The sequence below is a fragment of the bacterium genome (assembly GCA_030647005.1).
Classification (GTDB): Bacteria; Patescibacteriota; Patescibacteriia; order JACPHY01; family JACPHY01; genus JAUSKG01.
In genome coordinates, this window is the sequence record JAUSKG010000017.1 from 1 (window position 1) to 21,040 (window position 21,040).

Annotated in this window: 24 protein-coding genes and 1 other RNA gene; 4 read left to right on the forward strand and 21 right to left on the reverse strand. The window is 61.2% G+C overall.

Annotated features, from left to right (window positions below; translation table 11 throughout):
* Positions 1–269 precede the first annotated feature (269 nt).
* The 12 genes from Q7S96_01875 to Q7S96_01930 form a co-directional block, all read right to left on the reverse strand.
* Positions 270–845, reverse strand: coding sequence for a peroxiredoxin (locus tag Q7S96_01875; GenBank protein ID MDO8462996.1), 576 nt, complete (start codon positions 843–845; stop codon positions 270–272).
* Between the two features lie 82 nt (positions 846–927).
* Entirely contained in the window at positions 928–1,554 is a 627-nt protein-coding gene (locus Q7S96_01880) for a superoxide dismutase (GenBank protein ID MDO8462997.1), read from the reverse strand.
* Positions 1,555–1,559: 5 nt separating this feature from the next.
* Positions 1,560–1,796: a ferredoxin gene (locus tag Q7S96_01885; protein MDO8462998.1), complete on the reverse strand. Its 237-nt coding sequence runs from the start codon at positions 1,794–1,796 to the stop codon at positions 1,560–1,562.
* Between the two features lie 55 nt (positions 1,797–1,851).
* Complete coding sequence (locus Q7S96_01890; protein MDO8462999.1) at positions 1,852–2,088, reverse strand: NifU family protein; 237 nt, start codon at positions 2,086–2,088, stop codon at positions 1,852–1,854.
* Positions 2,089–2,158: 70 nt separating this feature from the next.
* The gene (locus Q7S96_01895) at positions 2,159–2,839 is read right to left on the reverse strand and encodes an iron-sulfur cluster assembly scaffold protein (protein ID MDO8463000.1); all 681 of its coding nucleotides are present in this window, start codon (positions 2,837–2,839) and stop codon (positions 2,159–2,161) included.
* 117 nt (positions 2,840–2,956) lie between these two features.
* Positions 2,957–4,246 carry a cysteine desulfurase family protein gene (locus Q7S96_01900; GenBank protein ID MDO8463001.1) on the reverse strand — a complete coding sequence of 430 codons (1,290 nt, stop codon included), beginning with the start codon at positions 4,244–4,246 and terminating at the stop codon, positions 2,957–2,959.
* 17 nt (positions 4,247–4,263) lie between these two features.
* Positions 4,264–4,686, reverse strand: a complete 423-nt coding sequence (locus Q7S96_01905; protein MDO8463002.1) for an Rrf2 family transcriptional regulator — start codon at positions 4,684–4,686, stop codon at positions 4,264–4,266.
* 146 nt (positions 4,687–4,832) lie between these two features.
* Positions 4,833–5,693 (reverse strand): hypothetical protein, encoded by an 861-nt coding sequence (locus Q7S96_01910; protein MDO8463003.1) that lies wholly within the window; start codon positions 5,691–5,693, stop codon positions 4,833–4,835.
* A gap of 37 nt (positions 5,694–5,730) precedes the next feature.
* Positions 5,731–5,889 (reverse strand): hypothetical protein, encoded by a 159-nt coding sequence (locus Q7S96_01915; protein MDO8463004.1) that lies wholly within the window; start codon positions 5,887–5,889, stop codon positions 5,731–5,733.
* Between the two features lie 16 nt (positions 5,890–5,905).
* The gene (locus Q7S96_01920) at positions 5,906–6,757 is read right to left on the reverse strand and encodes an ATP cone domain-containing protein (protein MDO8463005.1); all 852 of its coding nucleotides are present in this window, start codon (positions 6,755–6,757) and stop codon (positions 5,906–5,908) included.
* Between the two features lie 107 nt (positions 6,758–6,864).
* Positions 6,865–7,884, reverse strand: a complete 1,020-nt coding sequence (gene murB, locus Q7S96_01925) for a UDP-N-acetylmuramate dehydrogenase (GenBank protein MDO8463006.1) — start codon at positions 7,882–7,884, stop codon at positions 6,865–6,867.
* Positions 7,885–7,909: 25 nt separating this feature from the next.
* Positions 7,910–9,142, reverse strand: a complete 1,233-nt coding sequence (locus Q7S96_01930) for a cyanophycin synthetase (protein ID MDO8463007.1) — start codon at positions 9,140–9,142, stop codon at positions 7,910–7,912.
* 71 nt (positions 9,143–9,213) lie between these two features.
* Between Q7S96_01930 and Q7S96_01935 the strand changes: the two genes are divergently transcribed.
* From Q7S96_01935 to Q7S96_01945, 3 genes are all read left to right on the forward strand, one after another.
* Positions 9,214–9,381: a hypothetical protein gene (locus tag Q7S96_01935; protein MDO8463008.1), complete on the forward strand. Its 168-nt coding sequence runs from the start codon at positions 9,214–9,216 to the stop codon at positions 9,379–9,381.
* Positions 9,382–9,387: 6 nt separating this feature from the next.
* Entirely contained in the window at positions 9,388–10,671 is a 1,284-nt protein-coding gene (gene glyA / locus Q7S96_01940) for a serine hydroxymethyltransferase (GenBank protein MDO8463009.1), read from the forward strand.
* 93 nt (positions 10,672–10,764) lie between these two features.
* Positions 10,765–11,319 (forward strand): hypothetical protein, encoded by a 555-nt coding sequence (locus tag Q7S96_01945; protein MDO8463010.1) that lies wholly within the window; start codon positions 10,765–10,767, stop codon positions 11,317–11,319.
* Between the two features lie 77 nt (positions 11,320–11,396).
* Here the strand turns inward: Q7S96_01945 and Q7S96_01950 are convergent, their stop codons facing one another.
* From Q7S96_01950 to ssrA, 7 genes are all read right to left on the reverse strand, one after another.
* Positions 11,397–12,728 (reverse strand): glycine--tRNA ligase, encoded by a 1,332-nt coding sequence (locus Q7S96_01950; GenBank protein MDO8463011.1) that lies wholly within the window; start codon positions 12,726–12,728, stop codon positions 11,397–11,399.
* A gap of 8 nt (positions 12,729–12,736) precedes the next feature.
* Entirely contained in the window at positions 12,737–14,251 is a 1,515-nt protein-coding gene (gene hisS, locus Q7S96_01955) for a histidine--tRNA ligase (protein ID MDO8463012.1), read from the reverse strand.
* A 105-nt stretch (positions 14,252–14,356) separates the two neighbouring features.
* The gene (locus Q7S96_01960) at positions 14,357–14,905 is read right to left on the reverse strand and encodes a ribosome-recycling factor (GenBank protein MDO8463013.1); all 549 of its coding nucleotides are present in this window, start codon (positions 14,903–14,905) and stop codon (positions 14,357–14,359) included.
* Between the two features lies 1 nt (position 14,906).
* Positions 14,907–15,965 (reverse strand): hypothetical protein, encoded by a 1,059-nt coding sequence (locus Q7S96_01965; GenBank protein MDO8463014.1) that lies wholly within the window; start codon positions 15,963–15,965, stop codon positions 14,907–14,909.
* Positions 15,962–16,894 carry a hypothetical protein gene (locus Q7S96_01970; GenBank protein MDO8463015.1) on the reverse strand — a complete coding sequence of 311 codons (933 nt, stop codon included), beginning with the start codon at positions 16,892–16,894 and terminating at the stop codon, positions 15,962–15,964. Before Q7S96_01970 ends, Q7S96_01965 begins: the two co-directional genes overlap by 4 nt.
* A gap of 251 nt (positions 16,895–17,145) precedes the next feature.
* Entirely contained in the window at positions 17,146–17,679 is a 534-nt protein-coding gene (locus Q7S96_01975; GenBank protein ID MDO8463016.1) for an NlpC/P60 family protein, read from the reverse strand.
* 474 nt (positions 17,680–18,153) lie between these two features.
* Positions 18,154–18,515: a transfer-messenger RNA gene (gene ssrA, locus Q7S96_01980) on the reverse strand.
* 196 nt (positions 18,516–18,711) lie between these two features.
* Here ssrA and Q7S96_01985 point away from each other — a divergent pair.
* A complete protein-coding gene (locus tag Q7S96_01985) occupies positions 18,712–18,930 on the forward strand; it encodes a hypothetical protein (GenBank protein ID MDO8463017.1) in 219 nt (72 codons plus the stop codon).
* 111 nt (positions 18,931–19,041) lie between these two features.
* Here the strand turns inward: Q7S96_01985 and Q7S96_01990 are convergent, their stop codons facing one another.
* A complete protein-coding gene (locus Q7S96_01990; GenBank protein ID MDO8463018.1) occupies positions 19,042–19,809 on the reverse strand; it encodes a helix-turn-helix domain-containing protein in 768 nt (255 codons plus the stop codon).
* 321 nt (positions 19,810–20,130) lie between these two features.
* Positions 20,131–21,040 (reverse strand): glycosyltransferase family 1 protein (locus Q7S96_01995; GenBank protein MDO8463019.1); only part of this gene is annotated, 910 nt, incomplete at its 5' end.

Sequence of the window (21,040 nt, forward strand, 5' to 3'; positions counted from 1 at the left end):
AATGCGCGGCGGCTATGCGAAGTGGTGGGACGACGAGCCGTCTGCGGGTCGGAGGAGCGACATTTCGTATAGCCGTCTGTTCGACGAAGTGCTGGAGCGCAGCGGAGGCATGGAGGAGGACAGACGGGAACCGCCGCGCATTCGGCAAAATGCACGGAGCGGAGCGGAGGCATTTTGGCGAACTCGTTATTATGCGAAGTTGATTTCGTGTTTGCATCACATTCGTACATGATATGCGAACTCACGATGGCGCATCGGCGCAGGGCTCGCTACGCCTTCCCGAGGGTCTTGGTTCCCTCTGTCCACTCTACGGGACAGAGTTCGCCGGTTTGGAGGGCTTTGAGGACGCGGAGCGTCTCATCAACGGAGCGTCCGACGGAGCCGGAGCTGACGACGATGTAGCGGAGGATGCCTTCGGGATCAATGATGAAGAGTCCGCGCTCTGCGAGGCCGTCTTGTGCGTTGTAGACCCCGTAGGCCTCGGCAACTTCGTGGGTGGTGTCTGCGAGAACGGGGTAGTGCACATCCTGGAGGTCTCGCTCGAACCAGTTCTTGTGGCTCCAGGCGGAATCCGTGGAGCATGCGAGGACTTTTGCGGAGAGTGCAGAGAACTCGGATTCCTTGGTTGCGAATCCGCGAATCTCGGTGGGGCAGATGAAGGTGAAATCGCGCGGGTAGAAGAAGAGGACGAGCCACGATCCGCGGTAGTCCGCGAGACCTACTTCCGTGAAGTCGCGTTTACCCTGCTCGTACGCGGTGACACCGGTGAACGACGGTGCTGGCTGTCCAATGGTTGGACATCCGCATGATTTTCCTCCGATAAAATCGTCTTTGCAGCATTGCATAGGTGATGTGATGGTGAGGGTGGAGAAAAAATTGTGTGAGATTGCCACGTCGAGGACTCCTCGCAATGACGAAAAAGGCGAATTACGCGCGCATGATCCCTCGCGTGCGTTCGTATACGGTTGTTGCGGCTTTCCAGTTGAGGTTCTTCCAGAAATCCTCGATGTAGGCCTTGCGGTCTGCGCCGTAGTCCATGAAGTAGGCGTGCTCGTAGACGTCGAGCACGATAATGGGGATCGCGCCCCAGACACCGCCCTGGTTGTGGGCATCACCGGAGTAGATTTTCAGACGCGCGAGGTGCGTGTCCCACGCGAGTACGACCCATCCGCGCACCGCCATGCCGGTGGCGGAGAAAAAGTTTACGAACGTCTCCAGGGAGCCCCACTTTTCCGTGATCGCATCGGCGAGCGCACCTTCGGGCTTGCCGTCGCCACCGAGGACGTTGAAGTAGTACTCGTGGAGGTAGACACCGTTCGTCGCGAACGTCTCGGCATCGCGGAGCGCACGGAGCTCTGAGTAGGTCTGGTTCGCCGCGCTGAGCCCTGCGGCATCCTTCGAGATCGCCGCGAGTTTCTCTGCGACCTCCGCCATCTTCTTCACATACCCCACGTAGAGCTTGTCGTGATGGATGGCGAGCGCCTTGTCCGAGATCCCCGTGAGGGATGTTTGGAATGGGAGTGGCGCGGGTTCGTACGATGTTGCTGATGCCATACGGTTCATGCTTCGGGGTAGAGCTGATTCCCCTCTTCATCATAGAGGAAGATTGCTTTCGTGGGACAGGACTGTGCGGCCATGAGGACCGTGTCGAAATCGGCAAGGTGGGACTCGTAGCCGAGGACGAAGACGGCCTTGTTCTCATCGTCCAAATCGAACACGTCCGGCGCGATCGTGACGCACGACGCGGCGCCGATGCAGAGGTCTCGGTCAATGACAATTTTCGCAATTTTTGGCATAGGTGTATCCTTTCCCCAGCATACCAGAACACCACCCGCAGGGAAGGGGGTGGTGTCACTGATAGAAGACCTCGTTGACTTCGGGGCAGCGCTCACGGATGCGCTTCTCGACACCGAGGCCAAAGGTCATGACGGACATGGGGCAGCCCTTGCAGGTGCCGATGAGCTCGAGCGTGATGTTATTGTCCGCGTCCACCTCGACGAGCTTCGCATTGCCCTTGTGCGATTCCAAAAACGGACGGATCTCCTCGAGGATCGCTTCAATTTTTTCGGTGATGGTTGGTTGGCTCATGTGAACGGTCATATACGTTGACGCACCCCCTCTCGCTCCCCCTCTAGAAGAGGGGGAGGACCGGAGGACTCTACCCGTAGTACTTCTCGTGGTAGAAACGGATGAGCTGCTCGATCTCCGGAATGGACTCGGGGTCCCCGACGCCAACCTTGAGTTTCTGTTGCACATCCTCAAGCGTCTGCGCGCCTTCGAGCACCGCCTCTTCGATGTCCTTATCCGTGATGTTGAGACGTGCGTCAATGACGCGAGCGTGCTCTACAAGAACGCGCTCATGTTGTGCAGATGCGCGGAAGTACTCGTTCACGGCCTTGCGGAATGCCTTGTCCGCGAGCACGGAGCAGTGGATCTTCCGATTCGGCAGCCCCGCGAGCCGCTCCATGACGTGCTGGGGTTTGATCTTCAGTGCATCGGTGAGCACCATGCCACCGTCCTCCGTACACATGACGGAGAACATGGACGTTGATGCAATCGCGGAGCCGCAGCCGAACGTCTGCCACTTGAGATCGCGAATCGTGTCCGAGGTGCGATCCACCTTGATCCAAATTTTCATGACATCGCCGCACGCGGGCGATCCCACCATGCCGACCGCATCGAACTCGCCCTCCTTGGGGTCCTCGAGGAGGAGGTTGCGCGGGTTGAAGAAGTGGTCCTTCACGATATCGGAGTAGACCCATTTCTCGCCCGTGTGTTCGTTGACGATCTCGGCGTTGGCCATTTGCCGGGCGGTTATTTTTTTCGCGTTGGTGGTCATACGGGTGGTGGAGCGTGTGAGATTTCTCGCTTCGAGGACTCGCTCGAAATGACATGGTGAGAGGGCTTGCTTGAGGTGGCGGGAACGGCTCGCGGCTGTCGGCTTGAAGCTTGGAGCTTACTTCGACTCCCAGTGGGGGCGCTGACCGACGAGTGCTTGCGCGGTTTCCCGTGAGGCGCCGGAGCCAACCGTTTTCTTCGCGTCCATCTCCAGGCGCACCGGACTGATCTCCCGCAGGCGCTTGACGATGGCGGGGAGTTCATCGAGTACCTCCGCGAGTTCTTCCCGTGTCGTGGCGCGACCAAACGTGAAACGGATGCTCGCGTGCGCGTACTCGTAGGGACGACCGATGGCGAGGATGACGTGCGACGGGTCGAGCGTCTGCGAGTCGCACGCGGAACCCGTGGCGGCGGCGATACCCTTGGCGTCGAGGTAGAGCAGCGCGGCTTCGCCCTCGATGTCGAGGATGGAGACGTTCACGTTGTTCGGCAGACGATCCGTCGGATGGCCGTTGAGGACAACTTTTGGCACGCGCTGCTGCACCTCGCTGATGAACCAGTCACGCAGTGTCGTGAGACGTGTGGACTCGGCCTCGCGATCCCCCGTCGCGATTTCGAGTGCGGTGGCAAGCCCGATGGCGCCCGGGACGTTCTCCGTACCGGAACGCATGCGCTGCTCCTGGCCACCGCCGAACACGAGCGGCTCGATGCGGACACCGCGGCGCTTGTAGAGCACGCCGATACCCTTGGGGCCGTAGCACTTGGAGCCGTTCACGGTCATGAGATCCACGCCGAGCTTCTGGACATCGAGATCGAGGAATCCCGATGCCTGGCACGCATCCGTGTGGAAGAAGGGGGCATCTGCGCGCGTGCGGCCGTGCTGCTCCTTCCACTGTCGGATCGCGTGCGCGATCTTTGCAATCGGCTCGATCGTTCCGATCTCATTGTTCGCGAGCATAATGGAGACGAGCGTCGTATCCTCGCGGAGCGCGCTCGCTACCTGCTCCGGTGTCACCATGCCGTACGCGTCTACCGGAAGAATCGTCGTATCGAACCCTTCGCGCTTCGCGAGGTGCGCGACCGCACTGAGGACCGCGTGGTGCTCGATGGCCGTGGTGATGAGGTGCTTGCCGCGCGTCGCATGGGCGCGCGCGATGCCGAGCACCGCCATATTATCCGACTCCGTGCCGGATGCGGTGAAGATGAGCTCCTCCGGAGTACAGGCAAACACACGACTAATCCGCGCCCGTGCGTCATCGAGCGCCTGCTTCGCGCGGCGACCGGTCGTGTAGAGGGACGATGGATTCCCGTACTCCTCAGTGAAGTACGGTGCCATGGATGCGACAACGCGGGGATCCGTTGGTGTCGTCGCGGCGTGATCGAGATAGATAGAACGCTTCGTGTGCATAGGGAGGATGCGTGCGCTCATGCGCTGAAGTCCTGGAGCGTCATGCGATCGAGCTCCGTATCTATGGTCTGCTTGAGGCGCTGGAAGAACTTTTTGGACGCACAGGTACCCTCCTGGGGACACGCGGCATCCGCACCAGCGTCCTGGCAATGTGCGAGGACGACGGGACCTTCGAGTGCGCGGACGATCTCGCCCATCGTCATCGCGTTCGGCGCTTTCGAGAGCCGATAGCCGCCGGTGCGACCGCGCATGCTCGAGACGAGCCCCGCTGCGCGGAGTGCGCGCACGAGCTCCTCGAGGTACTTCTCGGAGAGACCCATACGTTGTGCGATGACGCGAACGCTCACGGGACGATCGCCTTCTGCACGGCTGAGCTCCGTGATGAAAACGACACCGTGGTGGCTCCTGCTTGAAATCTTAAAGTTTCGATGGAGTTCCATAGAGGGGTTGCGGAGTTCGCATACTGGTATGGCCGGGATTGCCACGTCGAGGACTCCTCGCAATGACACGCGTTCGCAGGAGCTCTCAAAGAGAAAACCCTAGGGTTCCCTAGGATTTTCTACTGTACCGCAAATTCCTGGTACTGTCAAGGCCTTTTTCCGTGGTACCGGATATCTTCTTCAATTTCAGCGAGTTTCTCCTGAATACCATCGAAAACCTCCCGTCCATCATCGAGGAGATCATGGACGACATCGCGGTCTCCGAGTTTCTTCCCAAAGCAGCTTGCGAGCGAGTCGAGGACGCGCATGCAGAACGCGGATGCCTGCCAGTAGCCAACCGCCGCGACCTGGAGCTCCAGGACATCTTCGCTGCATGAGCCACGGAACCCAAAGGCAATTTTCGCCGGAATGAGGAGCACATTGATACCGACGCGGTAGCAATCGCGATCGCGCGGAACGTCGCGCTGATCGAGAACCTCACGCGACCATCGCTGGCACGCGCAGGCCCACAAGGACGCGAGCTCGTAGAGTGAATCCTCTTGGAGCTCGGGGACATCCGATGCGTCGTCTATTGCATTGGCATCGTGTTGTTCCTCCCACTGTCGCGCCGGTGACCGCCCCACGTCCCATGTACCCTCGTTGCTCGGTGGGGCATCCTCAACGGGTTCCTGGAGCTCGAGCCCTTTGAGACGCTCGAGAAACTTTGTCTCCATGAGCGCGGGATCCTCCATCGCTGCGCAGAACGCGTCGAGATCGTGATTGAAGAGCGTGCGCATGGTCGCATCGTCTGCGAACAGTGTCTCGTACTGTTCGCGCCGAATGTTCCGTTCGTCCGTCTCCGTGGATGGCGCGGCCTTTGCCGACGCGCCCGTGCGATCACCGCGCGCGCGAAGCAACTCGTGGAACGCTTCCTCGAGCATGTCAGATGTATCGCGTTGGAAGAAATACGGACGCAAGTCGCCGCGATGATCCCCGCGATCTGAGAAGCGATGTTTGGTGTGTTGCATAGGTGAGACCACGAACGCCCTCGCGTCATCGTCGCTCCTACGGTGAGCGTACCATAGCGCTTGACACCGCGAAACGGACGGAGAGCGCGTCCAGACGCGCGCGGCAATCCATCGCCGTCGCTGCGGTTTTTCGAATGCGTGCCTTCTCTCTGCGGATGTACTTCCGAATGCTTCGGGGGAGTGATGCGTTCGCCATACTGTTTCGTGTTCATTCAACACTGCAACGTCGCTGCAATGTCGCGTTGGATGCGCTCAATCTGCTGCGGGGGGAGATGTGTCCGACGGGCGAGCTCGCGGGTGGAGGAGCCCGCAACATCGTGGCAGAGCACGAGACCCGCCTCGGTAAACGCGCTCCGCATCATCGAGGTGACACCGCGCAGGACGGTGACGGGATAGAGGTGCTTCGCGATGATCATCTGCTCGAGCCCTGCGCCTTTCGGGTACTCCCACCCGATGATCCGCATGCCCTTGTACTCGCCGAACGCGATGCCATCGCTGGTCACTTTCGTGTTGCAGACAATCCAGCACGCGGTGATCTTCGTGGCGTTCTTGCCCTTCCGGTACGCCTCGCGGAGATCCTCGTATCGCGCCCACGTCGCCATGACATCCTTGAGATGCACGTAGATGCCCGGGCGATTCCGATACTTTGCTTCGATCATGGCGATGGTCGTCCCCTTCCGTGCGATGACGTCCACCTCCTGCTCCACCGCCATGCCGTGGAGCATCTCCGGCAGGTATGTGTCGTAGCCGTAGGCGCGAAGCACCGCAGCGACGTAGTGCTCAAAATCGTACCCCGCAGGGCCGAGTCGGATCATGGCATCCTTGAGCGAGTAGTGCACCTCGGTGCGACGCTCACGCCGGTTACGGAGCGCGGCCAAGACGAGCGCGCGGATATGTTTCGTCGTCATGCCCGATCGAACCTGCGATACCACCTCGCGTGCCACCTCGCGTGCGAGCGCGGTTGATGCCCCAACGCGGCGGACGCTCCGCTCGAGCTTCCGCGTGTCCAACGGGACGTGGTCACCGTTGGCCTTCACGATAGTGACCGCCGATGGTTGCGCCATAGAGCTATCGTAGCAGCCACAGACGCGCGTGCAAGACGTGCTACGGGGGCGATGAGCGAGCGACGTGGGCGCACGTCCGCGTGTGCACATGTTCTCGAGCGAAGAGCTCACGTATCGCCGCGATACGCGGGCGCATCGTGCGATGTCGCAAACCCGATACGCTGAACTTCCCATGCGATCGCGACACCGAATACTTCGCGCGCGCGACGTTGCACCACCTCCGCAATGGCGGCGACATCTGCGCTCGTCGCGCCACCGCAGTTCATGACGAAGTTTCCATGGACGGCGGAGATTGCTGCGTTGCCGACGCGGTGCTCCTTGAGGCCGAGGCGATCAATCACCCACCCCACGGAGAGACGCCCATCACTCACCACGTCGCGCCAGGAACCTCCGGTGCCGCGATCCAACTGGTCGCGCTGCTCGTCCGTGAACGTTGCGACCTCGAGATTCTTGAAGAGACACCCCGCCGACGGTTTCTCGTGCGGCTGCGTCTGTCGTCGGCGCTCGAGGATGTCATCCATCACTTTTTGACACGCTGCCACCGTGGACGGCGTGCACACGAGGGTGACTCCGAGGATGACGAGCGCAGGATCATCCTTGAAGACGGAGTGACGATAGCGGAAGCCACACGCATCGCGCGTGAACGAGCGGACGCATGGCGCATCGCCGTGCGTGTCGAGCACCGTCACCTCGCGGATGACATCGCAGGTCTCACCTCCAAAGCAACCCGCGTTGCCGCGCACGGCGCCACCGATCGTGCCCGGGAGGGAGATCGCCCACTCGAATCCCGAGAGCCCTGCGCGTCCCGCGGTGAGTGCCACGGCTGCGGATACGGCACCAGCACCTGCGGTGACGGTCATTCCTTCCACGACAACCTCGCGCATCGCCATCTGGATGACGACACCATCGAACCCCGCATCAGCAACGAACGTATTCGATCCGCCACCAAGAATACACCACTGCTTGCGGTGTGTGCGTGCGGCACCAATCGCGCTGAGGACCTCGTCGCTCGAGCGCGCAACCACGAACCACCGCGCGGGTCCGCCGACCCGGAGGTTCGTGTGCTTCGCCATCAGTTCCTGCTCGCGGACGCGTTCACCGAACACGTCCCGAAGCATGGTGGTCATCGTGCTGCGCATGTGATTACTTCCGTCATATTTTTTCAGCGAGTCCGCGTGCGACCACGTCATTGCGACCGGCGCCAAGGCAGAGCACGACATCGCCCCGTTGGAGCGCGGCGCGCACCGCAGCGATCGTCTCCAGTACCTCGCCGCTCGCGATTGCGGGAACAGCGAGCGCGGCGGCGAGCTCCTCACTCGTGATGCCGCCGTGCGGCTCGCGCGCGGATCCAAAGATATCCATGACGTAGACGTGCGCTGCTCCCGCAAACGCGCTGATGAAATCGTTACGCAACGCGAGCGTCCGCGTAAACGTGTGTGGCTGAAAAATCACGAGGATGCGCCGATTCGGGTACCGCGATCGCGCGGCAGCCAACGTCGCGCGGATCTCCGTCGGATGGTGTGCGTAGTCGTCAATGATCGTCACACTGTCGCGTTCACCAACAATCTCGAACCTCCGCTTCACACCCTGGAACGACGCGAGTGTTCGCATCGCATGGGCTCGAGGAACGCCGAGGTACTCCGCAGCGCGCAGCGCCGCGATGGCGTTCAACCGATTGTGCGCGCCGGGAACCTGAAGCGTGAGGTCGTCGTACCCTACGTCAACCACATCGCGAATGAGGAACCCCAAAGGTGGAACCTTCGCAATGAACGCGTCAAATGCGGCCGCGTATCGCTCGGGTGTCGGAAAAAAGTCCGGGTGATCCCACTCGATGTTCGTGAGTATGATGCCAAACGGTTTGTAGTACCGGAGCTTATCCTGATACTCGTCTGCTTCGAGCACGACGAGATTCGAGCGGCCAGCACGCGCGCTCCCTCCGAGCTGCGGGACATCCGATCCGACGATGACCGTGGGGTCGAGTCCCGCCTCCGCGAGGACGAGGCCGAGCATCGCGGTCGTCGTCGTCTTTCCGTGGGTACCACACACCGCGATCCCCTTCCCCGCGTTGAAGATGTCCGCGATCACCTCTGCGTACGTCCGTACCGTATGTCCCAGTGCTCGCGCAACGGCAACCTCAACGTGCGCCTCATCATACGCGCTCGAGCGAATGACGATGTCGACATCCATCGGCACGTTGTCCACATGAAATCCCTCGACGTACGGGATGCCGATGCGCGCGAGGACATCCTGCGTGAAGAAGCGCTCGGGGACGTCAGAGCCAGACACGCGAACACCGCGCGCCTGCAGGAGCTGCGCGAGCGCAGTCATCGCGGCACCCTTGATGCCGATGAGATACGCAGAGGTGATTCCTGGACGTGTCGCCATAGAGAGAGGTTCAGCTTGCCCTTTCTATCGTATCGCGTCAAGCTGGAGAGAGGAACTATCACCGTAACCCTATGAAACGCTTCCGCTACTTCGTCCTCCTCGCCATTCTCATGATCCCTGTCACGCTCATTGATGGCGCGATCGGACACATGACGCCGATGTCGTGGCAATTCATCATACGACTCCTCTTCCTCCTCCTCGCGATTCAGGTGGCACGATTCATTGCACCACCATCGTGACGCCCTATGGTACACCTCCCGCACACCGATCCCGCAATCGCCGGTCATATTGCAGCGGAGCTCACACGGCAACGTGCACAGCTCGTCATGATCCCCTCCGAGAACTACGTCTCTCCGGCGGTACTCGAGGCATCCGGCTCCGTGCTCTGCAACAAGTACTCCGAGGGCTACCCGGGCAAACGCTACTACACCGGCAATGAGCACGCGGATGCCATCGAGAACCTCGCACGAGACCGCGCGTGCGCGCTCTTCGGGTACACGCACGCGAACGTCCAACCGTACTCGGGATCGCCCGCGAACCAGGCGATCTGCTTCGCGCTCCTCAACCCGGGCGACACGCTCATGGGCATGCACCTCCTCTACGGCGGCCACCTCACGCACGGGTGGGGCGTAAACTTCTCCGGCGTCTACTACCGCTCCGTCCAGTACACAACAGACGCTGCGGGGTGGCTCGACTACGATGCGATTGCGGCGCAGGTACGAGAGACGCGGCCGAAGCTCCTCTTCTGCGGTGCGACCGCGTACCCGCGCGTCCTCGACTTCGCGCGGCTCGCCGCGATCGCGCACGACGTTGGCGCGTTCCTCGTCGCCGATGTTTCGCATATCGCGGGGCTCATCGTCGCAGGCGTCCACCCCTCCCCCGCTGGCCATGCGGATGTCGTCATGATGACGACGCACAAGACGCTCCGCGGCCCGCGTGGCGCGATCATCCTCGCGAACGGGAACCCCTCGAACCCACTCAAGCGGGTGGAGCGCACCGCCGAGAACATCCCCACGCTCATTGACCGCGCGGTGTTCCCCGGGCTCCAGGGCGGTCCGCACGACCAGCAGACCGCGGCGATCGCCGTCGCGCTCCACGAGGCGGCAACGCCTGCGTTCGCCCGCTACGGTGCGCAGGTTGTGGCGAACGCCCGCGCGCTTGCGGATACGCTCCTCGCGGAGGGTTGCACGCTCATCACCGGTGGCACGGATAACCACCTCATCCTCATGGACGTGACCACGCTCGGCATCACTGGGCGCGCCGCCGCCGCCGCACTCTACAACGTCGGTATCTCGGTAAACGCGAACAGTATCCCGAACGACGCGCGCAAACCGTTTGACCCCTCCGGCATTCGCCTCGGCACACCTGCGCTCACCACACGCGGCATGAATGAACACGACATGCACGCCATTGGGAAGTCCATCGCCGCCATACTCCGCAAACCGGATGACGATGCTATCGCACGGGAGGCACGCGATCTCGTCCAAACGCTCAGCACTGCACACCCCATCTACGGTGATATCGCGTAATGGACGGTGCTGCGGGAATTGACTACGCTACGAGTAGTGTCGTGCTCGTTCACAACCCACGAAGGAGGAGTACCCGTGAAGAAGATTGCGCTCATGTCCCTCATCTCCGCCGTCCTCGTGTTCCTCGCGTTCGCCATGAGTTCGCACGTTCCCACAGGGCTCCTCGCACGAGGTGACACTTGCCGCAGCGTCTGCGTGCCGGAGGACGTCCCCTGTGACGAGTTCGATGTCTCCGACGCGAGTGCGCACACCACCATGCAGCGCAGACATGCTGCTCCCGCCGTGAGCATCGCACCACCGCAGACAGAACGACCGGAGTGGATTCACGTGGAACCGGAGCCGCTCTGTACGACGTTCGTATGTGAGACGCTCGGGAGTAGTCGAACCTGTCTCGTGAACCGCCACTTCGGCATCTTTCTCCCTCTCCCATTCGGACGTACACCGGATGCAGCCCTCGTCGCCTACCTCTCCCACCCGGATACCAAAACACGCTGGCATCGCAATCGCCTGGCAACGTCGCTCGGTCACTGCGAGCACCTCACGACGTTCTTCCTCCCACTCGACCTCGTGACGACGTCGCTCCACCGAGATCTCGCGCGCATGTACCCCATTCCCCCCTTCATTCCGCACGCGCTCGACGAATGGTAGCGTTCCGTCGTGTACCGCAAAGCCCCCTGCGCCAAGGCAGGGGGCTTTCTCAATCTTCGGCGCTCCCACGCCTCCTCCTACGCCCCCAAACCGTCTACCACGTACGCGACGACCTCCTCGATCGCGACGCGCTCCTGTGCCATGGAATCGCGGTCGCGGATAGTCACCTTCCCGTCCTCTGCGGTGTCAAAGTCCACCGTGATGCAGTATGGCGTGCCGATTTCATCCTGGCGACGATACCGCTTCCCGATGGAGCCGGCTTCGTCGTACTGACACATCCAACGCTTCCGGAGCTGCGCCGTGAGATCGCGCGCGCGTTCCTGGAGCGGTGCCTTCTTTGAGAGCGGGAGCACGGCAACCTTGATGGGTGCGAGCTCCTTGGGGAGTTTGAGGACGACTTCGGCTTCCTTCGTGGTCTCCGTGGTCGTCGTTCGTCCTCCCTCAATCTCGTGGTATGCCTCCAGGAGCACCGCGAGCACCGTGCGATCGACACCGAGCGACGGTTCGATGACATGGGGAATGAAACGCTCCCGCGTCTCCTCGTCGAAGTACGAAAAATCCTGCTTCGAGACCTCCGCATGTCGCGTGAGGTCGTAGTCCGTGCGGTACGCGAGGCCGTAGAGTTCCTTCTGACCAAAGGGGTAGTGGTACTCGATGTCCACGGTGCGCTTGGAGTAGTGCGCGCGATCGCTCGCGGGGATCTCCGTGAACGAAACGTGCGACTCACTGATGCCGCAGACCGCGAGCCACTCGTGCATGAACCGAAGCCACTCGTCGAACGCCGGCTCCCACGCGTCCGGCTTCACGAAGTACTCCACCTCCATCTGTTCGAACTCGCGCAGCCGGAAGAGAAACTGACCGGGTGTGATCTCGTTGCGGAACGCTTTGCCGATCTGCGCCACACCGAACGGAAGCTTCTTCCGTACGACGCTGAGGACACTCGGAAAGTCCACGAAAATGCCTTGCGCGGTCTCTGGCCGGAGGTACGCGACCGATGCCGAATCCTCCATGGGCCCCACGGAGGTCTTGAACATCATGTTGACCAGCCGCGCATCGGTGAGATCCTCGCTCCCGCACTGCGGACACACGCCCGGCGGCGACAGCGTGTCCGCGCGGTGCCGCGCCTTGCACTTGCGACAGTCCACCATGGGATCGCTGAACCCCGCGACGTGACCGGACGCCTCCCACACCTGCGGGTGCATGAGGATCGCCGCGTCCAAACCCACCACGTCATCGCGCTCCTGCACGACGCGCTTCCACCACGCCTGCTTGATGTTCTGCTTCAACGCAACACCGAGCGGTCCGTAGTCCAACGTACCCGCCAATCCCCCGTACGCTTCCGACCCGGGGAAAATGAACCCGCGCTGCTTGCACAGGGACACGAGTTGTTCCATGCGATCTGCTGCCATAGAAGTGGTCAGTTATTGTGAGCCACCACCCACGCGCGACCGAGCATGCGCTGGATCGTCTCAACGAGTGCTCCGCGCGGGGAGGCCTCCTGCGAGCGCGTGGCCATGTCCCTGATTGTGACGGTTCCTGCGGCCTGTTCATCGCCACCCATGATGACGAGGACGGGAATCTCCTGTGCAGCCGCGTAGGCCATCTGGCTCTTGAATGTCGTCTCGGTTCCCGTCCAGAGCATCGTGCGAATTCCGGCATCGCGGAGCGTTGCGGTGATCGCGTAGTAGTCGTCCAGGAACTGCTGATCCATGACCGTGACGAGCACTTGGACAAGCGTGGGTGTGAGCGTGATGCGGTCGAGCTTGACGAGTTGGTCGAAGAGGCGATCGACGCCAATGGATGCGCCGGTTGCGGGAATGTTGGCATCGGAGAAACGGGAGACCAGTCCATCGTAGCGGCCACCAGAGAAGACCGAGCCAAACCGTTCAACGGTCTTGGTTCCGGCATCATCGGTATGCATACGTTCGATGGTGCTGCCGTCCTCATGGAGGAGGAACGTCTCGAACACCGGACCGGTGTAGTACCCGAGCCCGCGTGCGACGGCCGGATCAAACGCCCAGTACTGCTCCGGGACCGCCATGGCGCGGAGTGCGTGCACGATGGCGCGGAGTTCAGCAATCCCCTCCTCCGCGGTAGCGACACCGGTAAAGAGCGACGTGCACTGGTCGAGGAGGTCGTCGGTTCCTCCCGAGCAGTCGAGGAAATTCCCGATGCGATCGGCAACGTCCGCGGAGAGTCCCAAACCGTAGTCGGACTCCTCATCTTCCTCCCCTTCTCGAACGTGCGCAGTGGCCGGTCTGGGTGGTTTCTGGAGCTCGCGAAGCACGCCGTCGCGTCCGATCTTCATGAACTTGTCGAGAATGCGCAGGACGTCTGCGGTGTACGCCGGATCAAAACCGGCATATGCGGCCAGCCCGTTGAGGAGTTTGCGGTCGTTCATCTTCACGACGAACCGCGGCACGTCGAGTACGCGGAGTGTCGCAACCATGAGTGCGACGATTTCCGCATCCGCAACGGGTGCCTCGGTACCGCACGCATCGGCATCGCATTGGAGAAACTCGCGAAACCGTCCGGCCTGCGGCTTCTCCCCACGCCAGACGTTGCCGATTTGGTAGCGGCGGAACGGCAACCGGAGCGCGCGCTCCTGGCCCTCGCCGATGCCGAGGTGCTCTGCGACGACACGGGCGAGCGGCACGGTGAGATCAAACCGCAGTGCGAGTGGGATCGGGCTCCGCTCGTCTGTCACGACAACTTCGTCCTGCGCGCGCACGTTGTAGATGCGCATCGCGGTCGTTTCGCCACCGGTGAGTACCACCTTCCGTTCGATTGCCGGTGTCTCCAGTGGATCGAATCCGAAACACTCGAACACGCGTCGAATCTTCTCGATCATCGCGTTGCGGACGATCATCTCGCGGGGGAGATAGTCGTGGAACCCGGCTGGGAGATCAGCTTTGACTCGCTCGTCATTCATAGGGATAGCAAAAACGTACCATGGACACCCACCACCGTCCACAACGATCCTGACCGCACCATCCCCAATCGCGGTGGCGATCGGGGATGGTGCGCTGACGGAGGATCAAATCGTCATCACCTCCTGGGCCTTCTTCTCACCGGTGACCTTGAGTGCGTCGTCGAACTCCTTCGAGAGCTCGTCAAGCTGCTTCTGGAGCCGGTAGCGGTCATCCTCGGTGATCTCGCCCGCGCGCTCGCCCTCGATGATCGCCGTGCGCGCCTTATCGCGGATGTGTCGAATGGTCTGACGTGACTCCTCCACCCGCTGGCTGATCATTCTCGAGAGCTCCCGTCGCGAATCCTCGGTGAGTTCGGGCATGGGGACGCGAATGGTCTGGCCGTCCATGACGGGGTTGAGCGACGACTGCGCCTTACGGATGCCACGTTCAATGTCTTTTGCAACGCTCTTATCCCACGGATCAATCTGCACCGTGCGCGCATCCGACGTGGTAATCGTCGCGAGCTCCTTCACGCGCATAACCGCGCCGTACACCTCCACGGGGATATCCTCCACGAGCGCAGGCGTCGCGCGACCGGTACGAATTTGCTGGAGCTCACTCGTGAGGTGTCCCACGGCCTTCTCAAAATCCGGACGGTAGGTATCGAGGGTCATATTAAAACTTTGATTCCTCTACGAACTTCGTACCCATCCACACGGCCTCTTGACTGCGTCGGTCCACCATGAGCGCGGTGACGTACCGCGAGGTGGGGAGCTTCTTGGACTCCCAACTCTTCCCGCCGTCCGACGTGCGGTAGAACGTGGACCGCGTCGCGTAGACGATGCGATTCCTATCCTGGGGGTCAACAGCCGCGGCGGTCACCGTCACCGATCCCTGCTTCGTGAGGAGCGGGATGGCCTCCCAGGTGCTCCCAAGGTCGCTCGACCGCAGGAGCCCAAACTGCGACGCGTGGAGGAGCGAGCCCGGACGCTGCGCAATCGGGACGACGGTCGTCACGTTGAATGCGGACGCGAACGACTCCATACCCGAGCGGAGCGACTCCCACGTCACTCCGCGATCCGTGCTCCGGAGGAGTCCCTGACGCTCCGTGGATGCGATGACGGCACTGCTCCCGCCCACGCGAAGCGCGAGGAGCTGCACGATGACGTTGCCGGCACGGTGCACAGTACGCCAGTTCGTCCCGCGATCCGTACTCAGGAGGAGATCACCGCGCGAGTTTCCCGCGTAGATGATGCTCGGGGTGATCGGATCAATCGCGAGCGCGGTCATGGAGGCATTCGCCTCAAAGTCGCTCATCTCCCAGTTTCGTCCACAGTCGAAACTCCGGTAAATACGCTGACCACCCGCGACGTAGAACGTGCAGCGGTCGGTCGGATGCGTGGCAACGACGCTCACGCGGGACTTCGCGAACGGCGCGCCGAGCATGCGCCAGGATACTCCGCCATCCCACGACGCGAACGCGCCATCCTGCTCCGTCGCAGCGTAGAGCGCGAGTACGTCGTTCGGGTCCTGCTCGATGTGCAACACGTTCGTCTGCGCGAGTGACTGCCCGCCACTCACGGACACGACGGCACCCCGTTGCTCCCAGGTATCGCCGCGGTTCGTGGTCACAAAGAGCCCTCCGTCCGCACCACCCCCGGAGAACGAGATGCAACCGGCACCCATGAACACGAGTGCGGCAGCGGGGAGCGCGAGGCGTTGGAGATTCGTCATACGCTAGGGAGCGCGAGCGTGAGTGATTCGAGGATGAGACGTGGTGCGGTATTTGCGTCCTGGAGACGCGGCGCGTGCGCAATGGCATGCAACCACGGTGCGTACCGATTCACATGGACAACATCCGTGCGAATACGGGCCTGCGCAGCCCGTGCGAATGCGGCGATGTACTCCGCGACGATCCGCCGCGACTGCGTGCGGTCCTTCGGGAGACCGCGACAGATACGTTCGACGCAGTGCAGCCGCTCCGTCACCGTACCGGAGCAGAGTGCCGTGAGCATATCCTCACGTTCACGCGCGTCCGCGAGTGCGGCGTGGTCGCTGAGGAAGGACAGCGCACGACCCGGACACCCCTCCGCGAGTGCAACCATCACAGCGGCATCGGTTGCGGACACTCCACGCTCACGAAGTGCTCGATCAATCACCTCGTCCGCGGTGCGTCCCACACGGAGAATTGCGCAGCGCGAGGCGACGGTGGGGAGCACCCCGCGCACGGAGGTCGTCGTGAGCACGATGACCGTCCGCGGTGTTGGCTCCTCAATCGTCTTGAGGAGCGCATTGGCCGCAGCACCATTGAGGAGTTCTGCTCCCTCAATGATACCAATCTTCCACCCCGCGAACAACGACGAGCCGCTGAGTGCCCCCGTCCACTCGCGCGCATCGCCCACAGGGATGACACCTTCAACTGGCCGCAGCGAGCGGACATCGGCGTGAATGTCGCGCTCCACCTGACCACACGCACCGCATGTGCCGCACGGTGCTGGTGTGTGAGCACCCGTCGTACAGAGGAGTCGTTGCGCGAGCCAACGCGCGATACTCGCCTTCCCCGCGTGCGCTGGCCCCACGAGAAGATACGCATGCGCGAGCTCGTCGCGCACGGTCAATCGCTCGAGGTGTGCCAACGTCTCTCCGTGTCCGATGATATCCATGGACCATCAGTATACCAAAAGGGAAGACCACCCGGTGCAAGCCGGGTGATCTGAGAAGCGCTTCCGCACCTCTGGTGGGATATTCTGAACCTTGGACGAACCCACGTCCGTCATTGCGAGGAGTCCTCGACGTGGCAATCTCACACGATACGATGGATTGTGGCGGGTGAGATTGCTTCGTGGACTCGCAATGACGACATTGGGAACGAAGTTTTCCACTTTTTTCTACACTCTCAATTTGTATGTTCGTCTCATTTCTTTTTAGGAAGTGATTGCAGAATAATCCATCTGATGTCATCTGCAATCTCAACCTCGCTGTTACGCGGGGTTTCGAACGTGAGAACTTCTACATCTTTTGGGACATAGCGTCTCGCGCCACGAAACTTGGTCCTGCCGACGAACTTGTCGAGCGGAGTTTCCACCACGTTAGCTTTCCTGTCTGCGGCGTGCATCACCGTTCCATCACCGGTTGCGATGCCGACATGACCAACTCCATTCGCGGGGTCGTCGTGATAGTAGTCAATCCAACCGGAAACGAACACAACATCACCCGCGACAAGTTCGTCGAGATTGATGACTTCGCCAAGTTCGCGTTGTTGAATTGATCGCCGCGGCAACCAGATACCACGCATGGCGTACAGCCACTTCATAAAACTAGAGCAATCAATAACCGCTGGAGCTTCGGAGAGCTTTGCGCCACGGCGATACTGCGATGTGCCGATGCACTGCCGAGCAAGCGCGATGATATCTACTTCTATCAACGTAAAACCTTTGTGGCTCAACATGATCAAAGTTTCTTCGCACGAAGTAGGCAACTGTAGAGAATCAAGGATAACCGCGCAGCGGTTTCCGACAGCTCGGTATTCCATCTTTTGTCCTCTTCTATGGTTGGTTGTGAAAGAACCGTAAAACAAGATCTGCCCCAGCGGGGCAGATCTCGATGCTTGAAACATCAAATGCTGCCCCCTAGGTCAGAAGGACAAAAGACAAGCGAACAAAGCCAGACCAAGTTTTTATGTGATGATTGTGAATCATAGAATTGCAGTGAGCGTTGGTGCGCGCAATGGGCTCATCGTGTCAGGTCCGATTCATGGGTCGGGTTTGTCTCAGGTTGGATTTTCGTATGGACGATTTCGCGTGTAGTTTTCTATCGTCTCACGACAAAGCAGAAAAGTCCATTGCAATGATGAAAGGTGTGTAATTTGGGTATGCCACAAGAAAACGCCACCCGTTGGTGTGAACCGGGTGGCGCTCTGTGCTGGTGGAGACGGCGGGTATCGAACCCGCGTCCGGAAATCGTCCGTCGCGTGGCACTACGTGCGTAGTCCTTGCTTGATCAGATCGGGGCGCGCAAGGACACGCTCCCTGATCCGTTTGCTCTGTTTATCTTTTCACCACGTCCCGAAGCCGGATATGGTGAGCAGCTCGCTCGATGACGCCGGCACCCGAAATCGCGAGCAGGAGCTCGGGGCCGACGCACCCGCAAACCGCCTAGGCGGCGCGGGCGAACGCAACGTTGTCGTTGGCGTTTAACACGTGCCTCACTTTTTAACGAGGGTGAGAGACATCCCCGGCACGCTCCACGAAACTTCATGATCCCCGTCGAATCCGTTTCGTCCCCAAGAGACATCAGCGAGCGCTGCTCGCTACGATCACCGTAGCAAGGTACGTTTTCTTTGTCAAGAGGTACAACGCTAAAATAGCTCTCCTGAGCGAAAAAATGCATCAATGAGCGATTTTTGTCTCATGTATTTGACAGACAACGAACGACGTGCTACATTGGTGATGTACGAGTAGCACCTTTCATGGAGGAAGACATGCAGACGCAGCAGCAGCTCATCATGGGGTTGGAAGAAGCTATCGTGTGCTCCGGAGCCGGTGGTGGGCCATTTGCGCCGCCCCCAGCGATCCCGATGCACTGTCCGGAGGACAGCGAGATCCCCGTGGATGTCGTGACGCGCGAGCTCTACCAATGGACCTGGGAAGGTTTCCGCGATCTCCTCGTGCCACCGTTCCCCGCTGGAACACTGGACTGAGCACACTCAACGCGAAAACACCTCGACCCGATGATCATGCATGCTGCAATGCGACAAAGCAACGCCCCGCTCCAAAGAGCGGGGGTTTTCTTTTTGCGTTCACTATTTTGCTCACGCGGACTTCACCGTTTCCGCGGCAATCCAGGCGAGCTTGAATGTCGAGCGAAGCGTCTCCGCGAGTGCCGCATTCTCGATAATGACACCGATGATCTTCCCGCTGTAGGTGAACGAGAAGATGCTGTCTCCAAGCACGGAGATCTCACCCGCGAAGGGAAACTTCGCTGCGGGAATCTCACGGAAGTGCCAGGACGGATGGGAGCGGATCTCCTCCGGCGCGACCGATCCTGTGTACATGACGTACTGCTCGAGCCCCTTCGCCTGGAGGCGACGGTCGTAGTCCTCGTGCTCGGCCGTCGAGAGCTCGTGGGTGCCGAGCTTCACCTGCGCGACCGCCCAGAGCGTCTTCGCATCGGTGTGCAGAATCTCCTCGCGGATCGCCCGCAACCCCTCCGGCCCCTCGAAGAAGCGCACGCGCGGACGCTCACCCGCCGAGGCGAGCATCGCGCGGAGCTCCGGGAGCACCTGACCAAACTCTCGCTCCCGCTCCTTGAGCTCCTCCACCTGCACATGGAGCAACGAGAGCAGACGATCCGGTGCCTCTGCCGTGAAGAGACGCTTCTTCCCGCGCTCGAGCGAGGTCATGAGTCCCTTCTTCGTGAGCGACTCGATCATGACGTACGTCGTCGCACGGTTCACGCCGGCCTTCCGTGCGATGTCCTGCGCGGGTTGCGGCCCAAGTTGCAGCGAGGCCAAGTAGACCTTGGATTCCTTGTCCGCCAGGCCGAGCTTCTGAAGTTCCCGTTCGAGTGTCGGATGCATAGCGATAGATGAATTGACCGTATGTCACCACGCTAACATGCTTTGAGAAAGATGTCAAACGATTATGACATACACAAAGGAATGAGCCGCACATCCTCGGATGTGCGGCTCTCCAGTTGGGGCTGCCCCTCACTGGCAATCGTCACGGGCGCTCCCGCTTCTCCTCCCGCTTGGGATCGGGATACTTGGGTTTGCCCGAGAACTCCTCATGGCAGTGCATGGCGGACTCCTTTCTCGTCTCTCATCGCCGGTCTCCGAACGCCCCATGCGCCGGATCCCATTGCAGTGCTACCCCCAGGATACTCATCCATTATTTCCCTGTCAAGTACAATCGGTGAGAACGCTCCACGTTTGCTCTGCGGTACTGGACCAGGTGAACCCTGAGGCGCGAGCGCGAGCGCGCTCCGTGAGTGCGGTGATCGTCGTGGTGCGCGCGAGTGCCTGACGGAGGCCGTGCGCAATGGCATCGGCGTCCTGCGGGTTGACGAGAATCGCGGCATCTCCGGAGACCTCTTCGTGCGCGCCGCCCCGACTCGTGACGACCGGCGTTCCGGCGGCCATGGCCTCGAGGATCGGCATGCCGAACCCTTCGCCGAGCGTGGGGAAGCAGAAGACCGCGGCGCGACCGAGAAGCGCACGGTAGCGATCCTGATCAATCCAACCCGGGGTGCTGATGCGTGCACGGTACGGTGAGGCGGCGATCGCCGCATGGACATCCTCCGCGCCGTGCCCATCCGAGCCGGCGAGCACGAGTTGGAGGGTGCTGTGTTCCTGCGCGATGGCACTCCACGCCTGCACGATGCGCACGACGTTCTTCTTGCGCTCGAGCCGCCCGATGTACAGGATGTACGGCGCACCATCCCCCGATCCCGTATCCCCCACTCCCTGTTCTACACCGTGATGGATCGCGTATACCTTCCGACGATCGCACCCGTACCACTCCACAAGCTCACCGCCGACGTGCGCGGTGGGCACGATGATGGCATCCGCGTGGCGCACCGCGAGCGCGGTGGCGCGATCCGCGTACCAACGCTCGCGCGGACTGTACGCTTCGGGGAACCGCTTGAACACGACATCGTGGATTGTCGTCACCAACCGCGGCCGTGCGCGCCGCGGCAGGAGCGTGAGCGCGAAGGGAATGACGTGTGCAGGAATAAACACAACATCGGGACGATCGCGAACGATGCGTTCCGCGAGACGTACCTGTGACCAGAGTGGCCACCGAGAAAGC